This is a genomic window from Amycolatopsis umgeniensis (assembly GCF_014205155.1).
Classification (GTDB): domain Bacteria; phylum Actinomycetota; class Actinomycetes; order Mycobacteriales; family Pseudonocardiaceae; genus Amycolatopsis; species Amycolatopsis umgeniensis.
This window is the reverse complement of sequence record NZ_JACHMX010000001.1, coordinates 959,944-973,169: the sequence shown is the minus strand read 5'-3', so window position 1 is coordinate 973,169 and position 13,226 is coordinate 959,944. Positions and strand designations below refer to the sequence as shown.

10 protein-coding genes are annotated in these 13,226 nt (G+C 68.7%); 4 read left to right on the top strand and 6 right to left on the bottom strand.

Annotated elements, in window-relative coordinates:
- Positions 1–136: 136 nt before the first annotated feature.
- On the bottom strand, positions 137–874 hold the full coding sequence (locus tag HDA45_RS04210) for a carbonic anhydrase family protein (RefSeq protein ID WP_184891994.1): 738 nt from the start codon (positions 872–874) through the stop codon (positions 137–139).
- Between the two features lie 208 nt (positions 875–1,082).
- Between HDA45_RS04210 and HDA45_RS04205 the strand changes: the two genes are divergently transcribed.
- Positions 1,083–1,574, top strand: a complete 492-nt coding sequence (locus HDA45_RS04205; protein ID WP_184891991.1) for a hypothetical protein — start codon at positions 1,083–1,085, stop codon at positions 1,572–1,574.
- 4 nt (positions 1,575–1,578) lie between these two features.
- Here HDA45_RS04205 and HDA45_RS04200 read toward each other — a convergent pair whose 3' ends face one another.
- On the bottom strand, positions 1,579–2,232 hold the full coding sequence (locus HDA45_RS04200; protein ID WP_184891989.1) for a TetR/AcrR family transcriptional regulator: 654 nt from the start codon (positions 2,230–2,232) through the stop codon (positions 1,579–1,581).
- A gap of 116 nt (positions 2,233–2,348) precedes the next feature.
- Between HDA45_RS04200 and HDA45_RS04195 the strand changes: the two genes are divergently transcribed.
- Both HDA45_RS04195 and HDA45_RS04190 read left to right on the top strand, forming a co-directional pair.
- Positions 2,349–5,042, top strand: a complete 2,694-nt coding sequence (locus HDA45_RS04195) for an MMPL family transporter (protein ID WP_184891987.1) — start codon at positions 2,349–2,351, stop codon at positions 5,040–5,042.
- On the top strand, positions 5,042–7,102 hold the full coding sequence (locus HDA45_RS04190; RefSeq protein WP_184891985.1) for a YhgE/Pip domain-containing protein: 2,061 nt from the start codon (positions 5,042–5,044) through the stop codon (positions 7,100–7,102). The genes HDA45_RS04195 and HDA45_RS04190 overlap by 1 nt, the downstream gene beginning before the upstream one ends.
- Positions 7,103–7,573: 471 nt before the next feature.
- On the opposite strand, the gene HDA45_RS04185 is transcribed toward HDA45_RS04190, so the two are convergent.
- Positions 7,574–8,830: a DUF222 domain-containing protein gene (locus HDA45_RS04185; RefSeq protein WP_184891983.1), complete on the bottom strand. Its 1,257-nt coding sequence runs from the start codon at positions 8,828–8,830 to the stop codon at positions 7,574–7,576.
- A gap of 688 nt (positions 8,831–9,518) precedes the next feature.
- The gene (locus HDA45_RS04180; RefSeq protein WP_184891981.1) at positions 9,519–9,746 is read right to left on the bottom strand and encodes a hypothetical protein; all 228 of its coding nucleotides are present in this window, start codon (positions 9,744–9,746) and stop codon (positions 9,519–9,521) included.
- Between the two features lie 80 nt (positions 9,747–9,826).
- Here HDA45_RS04180 and HDA45_RS04175 point away from each other — a divergent pair, with 80 nt between their 5' ends.
- Positions 9,827–10,000, top strand: a complete 174-nt coding sequence (locus HDA45_RS04175) for a hypothetical protein (protein ID WP_184891979.1) — start codon at positions 9,827–9,829, stop codon at positions 9,998–10,000.
- A gap of 53 nt (positions 10,001–10,053) precedes the next feature.
- On the opposite strand, the gene HDA45_RS04170 is transcribed toward HDA45_RS04175, so the two are convergent.
- Both HDA45_RS04170 and HDA45_RS04165 read right to left on the bottom strand, forming a co-directional pair.
- Entirely contained in the window at positions 10,054–12,471 is a 2,418-nt protein-coding gene (locus HDA45_RS04170; RefSeq protein ID WP_184891977.1) for an ABC transporter permease, read from the bottom strand.
- Positions 12,471–13,160: an ABC transporter ATP-binding protein gene (locus HDA45_RS04165; protein ID WP_184905282.1), complete on the bottom strand. Its 690-nt coding sequence runs from the start codon at positions 13,158–13,160 to the stop codon at positions 12,471–12,473. The genes HDA45_RS04170 and HDA45_RS04165 overlap by 1 nt, the downstream gene beginning before the upstream one ends.
- Between the last annotated feature and the right edge of the window lie 66 nt (positions 13,161–13,226).

Genomic DNA, 13,226 nt, shown 5'->3' with positions numbered 1-13,226 from the left:
CTCGTGGCCTCCGGTCCGCCGGTGCGGATCCGTGCCCGGAACCGTAGGGCGGCGCCATGAAATCCCGATGAAACGCTTGCGGTGCTTTAAAAAGGGGGCCGGCCGGCACGGCAGGCGAAGGGCCGCTTCGGTCGCCTCAAATCTGCGGCACCGCGGTGAGGTGCCGTCCGTTGAGCGGCTGCGGCGCGCGGGCGTTGCCGCCGCCGAACAGGCCCTGGAACCGCGCGATCGTCGCGGGCGAGACGGTCCGCTCGGACATCAGGAACCACTGCACGCCTTCGATGAACGGGGCCGTGGTGAGCGAGCCGTCGTACCGGAGCGTGCCGCGGTCGCGGGGCAGGAGCGTGTCGAGGTCGAAGTCCGCCAGCGCCACCGTCTCGCCGCATTCCGGCGCGAGCTTCGCCAGGACGCGATCCACCGGCGACGCGGCGCCCGAGCGCAGCGGGACGCCGATCACCAGCAGTTTCCCGGCGGCGCTGCGGTGCACGAAATGCATTTCCAGCGGATCGGTCCGACCCTGGAAGCGATGCTCGGACGGGGTGTGGAAATGGAACTGTTCGAGTTCGTAGCGGACCCCGGCGAGCGTGACGTGCCCGGAGCCGGGTCTGACCACGGCCTCCTCGGTTTCTTCGTGATTTCTCGTACCGCACCCGTTGGCGTCCGATGCGTCCTTTCGGACGTATTCCAGGTCCAGATCCGAATGGCCGTAGGAGACGTTCAGCTTCGGCAGGGTGGGATCGAACCGGATCGCGCCGAGTGAGATGTCGACAGGGCTCTGTGCCGGTTGCCGCGACTGGGCGGTGCCGCCCGCGGTCAGCAGGAATCCGGCGAGGGCGAGGGGAACGACGAATGCGGTAAGGCGCCTGTGTGTCACGCTCTGAACCTTTCGAGGACCGCGCCAAAGGGGTGGGCGCGCGAGAGAAGAACACATCTTTTTCCTGCGCTGGAAATTGCGCAAGCCCCCTGAGTGGGGCAATTTCCGACATATTCTCTCCTTTCGTGCGAAACGGAGCGTGATTTGTGTCGGCCGTCCGCGAAAGATTCACTGTGCGCAGCCGGGTGGGCACCCGTAGTATCCGAACGTGTCGATCTTGTCTGTACTCCTCAGCCTGGTGGCCCTTTTTCCCGCCGTGGACCCGGTTTCGCGAACCGGCGCCTGTGACGGAGCGGAAGGGGTGACCGTCGCGGTGAGCAGGGAGACGGAAGTGCTCGTGCGCTGCGTGTCCGGCTCACCCGGTGACGCGCGGACCGCGCTCGAACACTCCGGGCTCGCGGTGCGGCTGGGGAGCGGAACCGGGCCGTACGGGGATTCCGGCTACGTCTGCCGCGTCGAAGGCTTGCCCGCGGACGACTCCTGTACCGGTCATCGGGACGGGGCGCCGTTCTGGAAGGTGTGGCGGGTCGGACTGGATCCCGTCGCCTGGCGGGAATCCCGGACTCAGGGCGGGCCCGCCGCGGTTCGGGTCTGCCCCGGCGGACTCGTCGGATTCGGCTACGGGTCGAAGACTTCGCAGATGACCGTGGCGCCCGAGAAGGTCGTCACCACTCCGGGCTGGCTTCCGCCACCGTGTTGACGGCTCAGGTCGCCGGGATGATGAGGGAGGCCATCACCTTCGGGATCAGTTCGCTCACGAATCGTCCGTCGCCGGGCAGTTCGGTGCCTTCCAACAGGTAGTTCTGCAACCCCTGCTCGTACAGGGCGACCAGGACGAGTACCGCGTCGTCCGCCGAGATCGTCAGTTCCCGGCCGATCCGGTCGAGCGCGCCGACCAGTACCTTGCCCAGTTCGGTGTGGAAGTAGCGGAACGCGGCGGCGATCCGGTCGCGGATCTCCGGCTGCCGCAGTCCCTGCGTGCGGAATTCCGCGCACAGCAGGTACCAGTTCTTGTCCGCGCTGAGCGCGACCATGAACAGGTCGGCGATCCGCCCGAGGGTGGGGGAGAGGTCGTCGTCCACGTGGACCACGAACTCGCCGAGCACGCTTTCGGTGGCCTCGCGGAATCGCTCGAGCCGGACCGAGGTCTCTTCTTGGAACAGGGCCAGGAAGAGATCCTCCTTCGAGCTGAAGTTCGAGTAGAAGGCGCCGCGGGTGAAGCCGGCGCGCTCGCAGATCAGCTCGACCGGGGTGTCCCGGATGCCGCGTTCGGAGAAGGCTTCGTACGCCGCGTCGATCAGCCGTCGGCGGGTGTCCGCCCGGCGCCTGGTCATGGTGGCGCCCCGCTCCTCGGTCATCTCGCCATTCTCCCGTATGCGTCCGGTTCACCCGGCTGTGGGACAGGATACATCGTGAATCGGATACAGAGTGTATTACGATACGCCATGTATCCAACGAGTGCCGGGAGCCGATCGTGTCGTCATTCCTCTACCGCCTCGGCAGGCTGGCCGCTCGCGGACGCGTACTGGTCACCGCGTTGTGGCTGGTGGTGCTGTGCGTCGCGGGCGGGGCGGCGCTACTGTTCGGCCAGGGCACCGACGACACGTTCGCGATCCCCGGCTCGGAATCCCAGGAGGCACTCGACCATCTCGGCCGGGTTTTCCCGCAGGTGAGCGGGACTTCGGCGCAATTGGTCGTGCTCGTCCCCGAAGGACAGCGGGCCGACTCGGCCGCCGTTCGCGACGCGGTCGGCGCCGTGGTGCCAGAGCTGACCAGGGCCCCACAGGTCTCGACGGTCGTGAATCCCTTCGACACCGCAGTGCACGACGCGGTGTCGAAGGACGGCCGAGCCGCTTTGGTCACCGTGCAACTCGACGTCGGGCTGGCCGACATCCAGCCGTCGACCCGGACCGCGCTGGCCGGCGTCGCGCAGGACCTGGAGAACCGGATCGGCCAGGGCACCGAGGTGCTCACCGGCGGCGACGCGTTCTCGGACAAGGTGCCGAAGCTCAGCCCCACCGAGGGGATCGGCCTCGTCATCGCGCTCGTGGTGCTGCTGATGGTGTTCGGTTCGTTCATCGCGGCGGGGATGCCGTTGCTGACGGCGATCCTCGGCGTCGGCGTTTCGGTGGCGCTCGTCTACGCGGCGACTTCGGTGGCGACCGTGTCCTCCACGGCGCCGATGCTCGCGGTCATGCTCGGACTGGCCGTCGGCATCGACTACGCGCTCTTCCTGCTTTCCCGGCACCGAGACCAGCTCGCCGAAGGGCTCGATGTCGAGGAGTCCATCGCCAGGGCGACCGCGACCGCGGGATCCGCCGTCATCTTCGCCGGGCTCACCGTGGTGATCGCCCTGCTGGGCCTTTTCGTCGCGGGGATCCCGTTCCTGACCACGATGGGAATCGCCGCGGCGGGCGGGGTCGCCGTCGCGGTGATCGTGGCCATCACCCTCATCCCCGCGCTGCTGGGTTTCGCCGGTGAACGGCTACGGCCCAAGAAACCGAAGAAGACCAAGCGCAAGAAGAAGTCGCGCTTCAGCCTGCGCTGGGTCCGTCTCGCCACCAAGTCGCCGTGGGTGACGATCGCGCTGATCGTCGGGGTGCTCGCGGTGGCGTCGGTGCCCGCGCTGGATCTCCGGCTCGCCTTGCCGGACAACGGAACCGACGAGGACGGCACCCCGGCCCGCGTCGCCTACGACGTCGTCGCCGAGCATTTCGGGCCCGGGTTCAACGGCCCGCTGATCGTCACCGCGGACATCCTCTCGACCACCGATCCGGTCGGGATCACGAACGGCATCGCCGACGACATCCGCCGGGTTCCCGGCGTCGCCGTCGTCCCGCTCGCCACGCCTAACCCCAAGGGCGACACCGCGATCATCCAGGTCGTACCCACGACCGGTGCCTCCGACGAGGCGACCGGAGATCTCGTCGAGCGGCTGCGGTCGATGGAGGGGCAGTTCAAGGACCGGTACGGCGTCCAGACCGCGGTCACCGGCTTCACGGCCGTCGGCATCGACGTGTCCACGCAGCTCGGCAGCGCGCTGCTCCCGTTCGGCATCCTGGTCGTCGGGCTTTCGCTGGTGCTGCTGGCGATGGTGTTCCGCTCGGTGCTGGTGCCGCTCAAGGCCACCTTCGGCTATCTGCTCTCGATCGGTGCCGCGTTCGGCGCCACGTCGTTCGTGTTCGGGCAGGGACATCTGGCCGAGGCGCTGGGCGTGACCCGGACCGGCAGCGTGATCAGCTTCCTGCCGATCATCCTGATGGGTGTCCTTTTCGGACTAGCCATGGACTACGAGGTGTTCCTCGTCTCCCGGATCCGGGAGGACTACGTCCATCACGGCGACGCGTACAAGGCGATCGAGACGGGTTTCGTGTCCGCGTCGAGAGTCGTGACCGCGGCGGCGGTGATCATGCTGGGCGTGTTCGCCGCGTTCGTGCCCGACGGCAGCGCCACGATCAAACCGATCGCGTTCAGTCTCGCCGTCGGCGTGTTCGTGGACGCCTTCCTCGTGCGGATGACCCTCGTCCCGGCGATCCTCGCGCTGCTGGGCCCGCGCGCCTGGGGCCTGCCGCCGTGGCTGGACCGCAAACTGCCGGTGTTCGACGCCGAGGGTGACGGCCTCGTCCACGAACTCCGGCTCGCCGACTGGCCAGCACCCGGTTCGGCCGAAGTGATCAGCGCCGCCGGTCTCCGCGTCGACGACGACCGCGGCCGCACCGTCTTCCGCGACGTCGAACTGCACCTCGGACCGGGCGAGATCCTCGCCGTGCACGGTTCCGGCCCGGCGGGCAAGAGCGCCCTGCTCTACGCGCTCGCCGGTCGCGTCCCGAACGTCCGCGGTGATCTCAAAGTCCTCGGCCGCGTGCTGCCGCAGCACGCGCACGCCGTCCGCCGGAGCGTCGCCTTCATCGCCTGCAAGGAGACCGACGATCCCGCCGGAGAGGTCCGCCGTGCGCTCGAGGAAGGCGTGGGTCTCGTCTTCCTCGACGATCTGGACACGGTCGTCGCCACCGCTCAGCGTGCCGGGTTGAGAGAGGCGTTCGCGAGCAGGGCCGCGACGTTCGCCGTGTCCTGCCAGAGCCTCGCCATCGTGCGGGATCTGCTGCCCACCACCGCCGTCGCGGGTCTCGCCATGACACCCGCGCTCGTCCCCGCCGAGGTCCGCTGATGTCCCGCTTCTTCACCGGTTCCGTCCGTGCGACCGCCTTCGGCCCGCTGACCTGGAAGACCTGGCTCGGGATCGTGCTCGTCCCGGTGATCGTCGCGCTCGGGCTGGCCTGGGCGTTCTGGTCGCCCGGCGACAACCACGGCGCGGCCAAGGCCGCCGTCGTCAACACCGACGAACCCGTGACCGTGAACGGCCAGCTGATCCCGCTCGGCCGTGAACTGGCCGGAAATCTCGTGCACGGCGAGGATTCCGCGTACACCTGGGTGCTCACCGACGCCGAGGACGCGAAGGAAGGCATCTCCGACGGGACGTACTCGGCTGTCGTGACCATCCCGCCGAACTTCTCCGCGCAGGCCACGTCGACTTCGGGCAAGCCGCTCGACGCGCGGCAGGCGATCATGCGCGTCGAGACCTCGCAGCGGACCGGCCTCGTCGATCCGGTGGCGAGCCGGGAGGTCGCGAACGCGACGCTCACCGCGCTCAACCGGCAGATCGTCGAGACCTATGTGGACAATCTGTACGTCGGGTTCTCCTCGATCCACCAGCAACTCGTGACCGCGGCCGACGGCAGCGACCAGCTCGTCGTCGGCTTGCGCGGACTGGCCGACGGGACGGGGAAACTGGCCTCCGGCGCCGGTGAACTCGCCGGTGGGGCGGGAAAGCTCAGTGGCGCGGCCGGACAGCTGGCCGACGGCGCGAGCAAACTCGCGAGCGGCACCGGGCAGCTCGCCACCGGTTCCGGGCAACTCTCGTCGGGGCTGACCCAGGCCGAGAAGGACACGGCCCAGCTGCCCCGGCTGACCCGGGAGCTGGCCGACGGGGCGCAGCAGGTCGCGAACGGCAACAAGCAGCTGGCCGACAAGATCTCGCCTTTGGCGGACAAGGTCGTCCGGATCATCGACGCGCTGCCCACCGCGGGTGATTCGGCGCGGAAGTTCGCCGAACTCGCGCAGAAGTGCAGTGGTGACACCAAGTTCTGCGCCGATCTGAAAGCCGCTTCGGAGAAGCTCACGGCCGACGCCGCGATCCTCGACGGCAAGCGCGCCGAAATCCGCGACGCCGTCGTACAGACGAAGAAGGCGGTGCAGGACCTGTCGGCGGGCTCCCAGAAGGTCGCCGACGGGAACAAGCAACTCGCGGACAAGTCGAAGGAGCTGGCAGGCGGTATCGGCTCGGCGGCCGACGGCGCACGGAAACTCGATGCCGGTGTCAAGGCCGCCGATTCCGGTGCTCGCCGGCTCGCCGGTGGTGCCGGCCAGCTCGCAGGCGGCGCGACGACGTTGTCCACCGGCGCGGGCGATCTCGCCACCGGCGCCCGCTCCGCCGCCGACGGCGCCCGGCGCGCCGAATCCGGCGCCTCGGAACTGGCCAAGGGCCTCAACGAGGGCCGAGGCAAGGTGCCCGACTACACCCAGACCGAACGCGACCACCTCAAACAGGTCGCCGCGACCCCCACGATCGCCGACTCGGCGGGCTCGGGATCGTTCGGCGAAGGCGCGGTGGCGCTGATCCTCGTGCTGGCGCTGTGGGGATGCGCGCTGGCGACGTACCAGGTGATCCAGGCCGTGCCGCCGAGCGTGCTCACCACCCGCGAACCGAGCTGGCGGATCATCCTCGCCGCGGCCGTCCCGGGCGCGACGCTGGCCGTGCTGACCGCCCTGATCCTGACCGGGGTGTTCTGGGCGTTCCTCGGCCTGAGTTTCGGCAAGGCGGTGACCCTGCTCGCGGTGCTGGTACTCGCGGCCGGAACGTTCACCGTGGTCAACCAGGCGCTGGTGGCGATCTTCAAACGCCCTGGCCGCTTCGTCGCGCTGGCGATCCTGGTGCTGACCGTCGGCGCTTCGCTGGTCTCGACCGTGCCCGGCTTCTTCGGGACCGTGCTGGGAATCCTGCCGACCAACGGCGCGTTGGTCGCGCTGCGTTCCCTGCTGACCGGGACGGACGGACTGACGTCGGGGATCGTGCAACTGGTGGTGTGGCTGGGAATCGGGACGCTGGCGATGATCCTGGTGACGGATCGGCGACGGTCCTTGCCGGGGCGGGAACTGCGGCTGGCTTGAGTGGCGCTCAGGGACGTGGCGGTTCAGGTGGGCGAACCTGCTCGTTGCGCCGCTGCTGGAGAGGCCCCGCCAAGCGCTCGTGTTGCCCGACGCCACGCTGACAAGGGAGAGCAGCCGTCGGTCACGCCGCCGGTGAGCAAACTCGCGACCGAGCTCAAGGTGAATCTCGGCTTAGGCGTGTTTCATGAGCCTGTTCGATGGGCTTCGTGATCCTGGTGGTGCGGCGGGATCGCCCTCGTACCGGGTCGTACTCGGGCGCATCTCGCCGTGCCGCCAGGGACCACCTGGGCGCGAAGACCGCGAACTCGGCTTATGAAACACGCCTTAGGTCAAGGGAACCGATGCCGGAGGGCGGATCCGGAAGCAGGACGTCAGGCGGCGCTACTTCGAGGTTCGGTCCCCGGGTTTGCGGCGCGAGAAATCCACGACCGCTGACTTCCGGTCGCTTTCCCGACTCTCAAGCACAACGGCCTATGTCCTGAGGTGCATGGTGTTGCGCCTGGGTTGGCCGGTGGGGTCAAGGTAGGCCGGGGCCGTGAATTCGGGCAGGCCATCCTGAGCGATCCGGACTTTCCATTCACTGTGGTGGATGAGCCGGTGGTGTTTGGTGCACAGCAGCACGAGGTTGTCGATTTTCGTTTCGCCGTGGTGTTCCCAGAAAACAATATGGTGAGCGGTACAGCGTGGTACCGGCATATCGCAGCCCGGGAACGCGCAACCACCGTCGCGAATGGTGAGCGCGTACTTCTGCGCCAACGACACGGTCCGTTTCGAACGGCCGATGTCCAAGGGTTCGCCCGCGGTGCCGAGGACTCCGGGCCGGACGCGGGCATCACAGGCGAGGATGCGGGCGTCGGTGGCGCTGATCGGACCGACCAGATCCAGATGGGCCTCGCCGATGTCTCGGATGAGGTCCTCGTAGGACATGGTCACCAGGATGTGGGTGGCTTCCCCGGCTTGGCCGGGAAGGTTCCGGCTGGTGGTCTTCAACCTCACGTAGTCGGTGAAAGCGTCCCCGTAGCGTTCGTCTTGGGTGCGGGAGTCCCGGACTCCGTCGATGGCCTTGTGCGGTTTGGCCATGGGGTCGAGGTCGGACTTCAGTCGTGCGTAGGTTTCGAGGTCGAGGGTGCCTTTGAGGCCGAGGGTGCCGTTGCGGTGTTTGACGAACCGCAACTCCGGCCGGGCGTCTTTCGGGTTCTCGTCCCGGGGCTCTTTCCCGTCCGGGTCCAGCTCATCCAGGAGTCGTCGTCCGGCTTGGGCGATCGCGCGGGGCCCGGCGTGGCGGGCGAGATCCACCAGGATCTTCTCCCCACCCCGCACATCGTCCTCCGGAACGAAGGACGGGATCCGCGCCAAAGCCCCGATGATCGCATCGATCTGCGAACCACCGATCGCGCCCTCCGCAGCGGCGTCGGCGGTCAGCGGCGCCAGAGGCGGGGCGGGATCGCCGCCGATCGACGGGCCGGGATACAAGGCCAGGACCCGGTCGGCGCGAGCATCGGCCTCCTTCGTCGTGACATGGAAGTCCTCGAAAATCATCGCCGCCAACGTCGAATGACCCGAACACCCCCGCACCCCACGGATATTGATTTCCGCGAGGATCGCGTTCTGCTCGGCATCCAGTTGGCGTTTGAGGACTTCGAGTTCCTGTTTACGGGCATGCAGCGTCGCCGTGTCGACACGCCACCACTCGGCGGGTGTCGTCTGGGGTGCATCGTTGCTGGCCACGACTCCAACGATACCCGCAGTCGAACACCTGTGCTATCACATATTCATGTGACACGGCTCGATTTCACATGGTCAATGAGCCGTGGCTGCTCACGAAGTTCGCGCTCGCTCTATCATCGACGGGGAGCAACCGCGGCGAGATAGAACAGCCCAAAGAATCACGGCGATCGCAGCCGTTGAGTCAGAACCTTTGTCAGGCTGTCGTCTCATCCCGGCGGAAGTCGCGTCTCTCGATGGTGGCGCGATTCGTGGTGTTTCAGAGGTCGCTTTGGTCGATCCACTCGATTGTGGAGACGGGCGTCGCCGAGTTCTTGAAGGGTTTGGATTGAGCACAGCTGTCCGAAACTGTTCAGTGTCGGCAGGGCGCGACGCTGCCCGCGCCGAGCCAAAGAACCGCAGCTCGATCTCGCTACTGTCCATCCCCTCCTCTGTTCGCCCAGGAGTTGTACATCTGGTTCGGAACGTTCGCCGTCTCGTCGGTTCCGTGACGACCGCGAGCGCGGCGTAGCCCACCATCCACCAGGTGAAGCCCGGCGGCGACCGGTGACTGAAGAACGGGTCGGTCAGGCTTGCGACCGCGAAGGCCGCGGGCGGTGCGAGCCAGCTGTCCTGGAAGCGCAACTCCCGGTCGACGGCGATCGACGCGGCGGCCCCGGCGCGTCACGGCCCAGATGAGGATCGTCGTGCATCAGAGCGCAGGCCAGCCGAGCGCGGCCAGCCATGTCCAGGCGAAGGTGCGCGACGAGGTCGTGAGATACATGGCCACGGCCAGCGCCGCGCCACCGACGAAGGTGATCTGGAACGAGGCCAGGTACCAGCCACCGACGACCCCCGTGGCGGACGGCCGCCGGGTCGGCGCCGGAAGGCCGCCCAGTTGCCGTTCTCGGTGGAGGATCGACGCCCACAGTCCGAGCATGATTGAAATGGACGTACCGGCTTTCCGGCATTTCCACGCCTCGCACACCGGGGAGTTTCTGCAGGTAATAGAACGTGATCGTGAGCGCGGAGGCGACGACCACGGCGATCATCAGCCAGAGGAACTTGGTCCTGGTCGCCCTCGCCTGCCGCGCGGCGATCCTGACCGTGAGCGGCCTGGACGGTGTTCTGACCCGGATGCCGCGTTTGCTCAGCCACGCGCTGGCCTCGGCTACTTCGATCGCGGTCGGTTGACTCCTCATGCTGAACGCACGTTCGCGACCCGGCCGGGGTTGCTCAGAGTCGCTCTATTCCCGCGAACCGGTCAGCGAAACCCGCCCCGCTCGCCGAGCCGGAACCCAAGCCGCCAGCGGAGCGGCGACCAGAGCCGCTGCCACCAGAACCCCCAACCGCCCCCAAGGCGGCGCGAACACGATCGGCTCGCCGCCGCCCGACGCCACCTCCGTGATCAGCCAAGCCGACCCGATCCCGACCAGCAGTCCGCAAGTGGCCCCGAGAACCGCGACGAACACCGACTCCACGGTCAAGGCGGCGCCGAGCCCGCCGCGGGTGAGGCCGAGCGCGCGCAGCAGCGCCGACTCCCGCGTCCGTTCCAGGACGGACAGCGAAAGCGTGTTCGCGATCCCGGCGAAAGCGATCAGCACGGCCAGCGCGGTCAAGGCCCACATGAGGTTCAGGGTCTCCCGCAGTGGCGCGGCCGCCTCTTCCTCGATCTCGTCGACACTGCTCAGTTTCGCGATCGGCGTGCCGGCCAGTTCCCGCTCCAGCAGCGGCCGCGCCCGATCGGGATCGTCGACCTTGACGAGCACGCTCCCGTCGTGGTTCTCCTCGTTCATGGCGATCTTTCGCTGCTCTGAGAGGTCGACCAGCGCGAATCCCAGATCGATGCCCGGTGCGTCCACGCCGTCATAGACCGCCACCACGCGCAGGGAGCGCACGGTGTCGCCGACGGCGAGCCCGGACTGGTCGGCGAGGTCCTTGCTGATGGCGATCTCGCCGGGGCCGAGCCGGTCGAGACGTCCGGAGAGCACTGTGGGGCGCAAAAGATCTCCGCTGACGGCGGTGAGTTGATACGTGCCGTACTCGCCGAGGTCGCCGGAGAAGGAGTGGCGGATCTCGGTGGCGGTCACGCCGGGAACGGTCGCCAGGGTGCCGGCGAGGGTGGCGGGCAGTGACCGGGCCGGGAGGACCGAGGTGACGGTGAAATCGGCGGCGAGTTGCTCGCCGATGCCGTGGCTCCGGCCCGCTTCGACGCCCGCCGCCACGGTGGTCGCGAGTGCGACGACGGCGAGGCCGATGGTGAGCGCGGCGGCGCTGGCGGCGGTGCGCTTGGGGTTGCGGTCCGCGTTGAGCGCGGCGAGTTTCGCGGGCTGCCCCGGTACGAGCGAGCCGAGCGCCCGGACGACCGGTCCGGCCACCAGCGGTCCGGCGGCCAGTGTGGCGCCGAGCAGCGCGACCATCGCCACCACGGCGAGGGCGGCGCCATCCTCCACTGTGGACCGAAGGGCCAGCACGCCCGCGCCGATACCGGCGGCGAGCAGGATCGCCGCGACGACCATACGGGGACGCCCGGCGCGCGCGGACTCGACAGGGGTCCGGAGTGCCTCGACAGGCGCGACCCTGGTCGCGGACCACGCCGGGATCGCCGCCGCGAGCGCGGTCACCAGGATGCCGATCGCCGGCGCGGCGGCCAAGGTCCGCGCGGTCAGCGGGACGTACACGGTCTCCTGACCCGCGACTGTCTGCAGGAGAGCGGCGACACCCAGCCCGCCGAACAGCCCGGCCACGGAGGCGATCGCGCCCACCACGGCCGCCTCGGCGAGCACACTGCCGAAGACCTGTCGTTTACCGGCGCCGACGCAGCGCAGCAACGCCAGTTCACGCGATCGCTGGGCCACGAGGATGGTGAAGGAGTTGGTGATCACCATCGCGGCCACCACCATGGCGAGGACCGCGAAGGCGGTGAAGAACTTCGCTATCCCGGCCGTGTTCGGCGCTGTCTCCCGGAGCAGCCTGGCAGCGGCCTCTTTCCCCGTGACCACCGGTGCGCCCACCGCCTTCTTCAGATCCGCGACGAGCTGTGCCGGGCCGACACCCGGTGACGCGTGGACGACGATCTCGCCGAAGGTCGCCGCCGGACTCAGCTGCCGCAGTGTTTCCTGCGACACCACCAGCGTCGCCCCGCCCAGCCCCGCGTCGGTGGGGCGGCTGAAAGTGCCGACCAGCGTCAGCGCGTGACGGCCGCCGGTCTCGTCCAGCACGGTCACGGGCTGCCCCGGCGAGAATCCCTCGGCACTGTTCCGTTCCATCGCGATTTCCCCCGCGCCCTGGGGAAAGCGGCCGTCCGCGAGGTCGTACGGGCGTAGGCCTTCGGTACCCAACGCGGTCGCGGCGGCGTCTCGCGGACGGCCGTCAGGGCCGAGGATCGGTGCGCTGACGGTGGCCCGGCCGTCCGCGACGGCGACACCGGGCACCGCGCGGGCCTTCGCCAGGGCCGTGTCGTCGAGTACGGCCCGGCTGGTGGCGTCGATCGACGCGTCCACGCCGCGCGTTTCGAAGGCGACCGCTTCCCGCAGCCCCGCGCCGACGGAGTCCGTGAGCACGAACGACCCCGCCACGAAGGTCACGCCGAGGGTGACGGCGACGGCCGACAGCAGCAGCCGCAGCGGCCGGGCCTTGAGCCCGGCGAGCACGGTTCGCAGCATCACGCCCCCAGACCGGAGAGCTCGGTGATCCGGCCGTCGGCCAGTACCACCCGGCGGTCGGTATACGAGGCGGCCACCGGATCGTGGGTCACCATCACCACCGTCTGGCCGAGTTCGCGGACCGAGGTGCGCAGGAAGTCCAGCACTTCGGCGCCGGAACGCGAATCGAGGCTGCCGGTGGGCTCGTCGGCGAACACGACGTCCGGCCTGCCGACGAGCGCGCGGGCACAGGCCACCCGCTGCTGCTGGCCGCCGGAGAGTTCACCCGGTTTGTGCCGCAGGCGCTGCCGGAGGCCCAGCGTGTCCACGACGGTGCCGAACCACGCCGGATCCGGGCGCCGCCCGGCGAGCCGGAGCCCGAGCAGGATGTTCTCCTCGGCGTTCATGGTCGGCAGGAGGTTGAACGACTGGAACACGAACCCGACGCGGTCCCGGCGCAGCCTGGTCAGGTCGGCGTCGGACAGGCCGGTGAGCTCCGTCCGTCCGATGTGGACTCGGCCGCTGTCGACGGTGTCCAGGCCGGCGAGGCAGTGCATGAGGGTCGATTTGCCCGAACCCGACGGCCCCATGATCGCGGTGAACCGGCCGCGGGGGAAGTCCAGCGACACGTGATCCAGCGCCCGGACCGCCGTGTCGCCCCGGCCGTAGACCTTCGAGACATCGATCGCGCCCGCGGCGGGACCGTCCATTGTGTTCATTCCGCGATCATGGCGGGAAGCACCTGAACGGTTCCTGAAACAACCTGAAGAACGCTT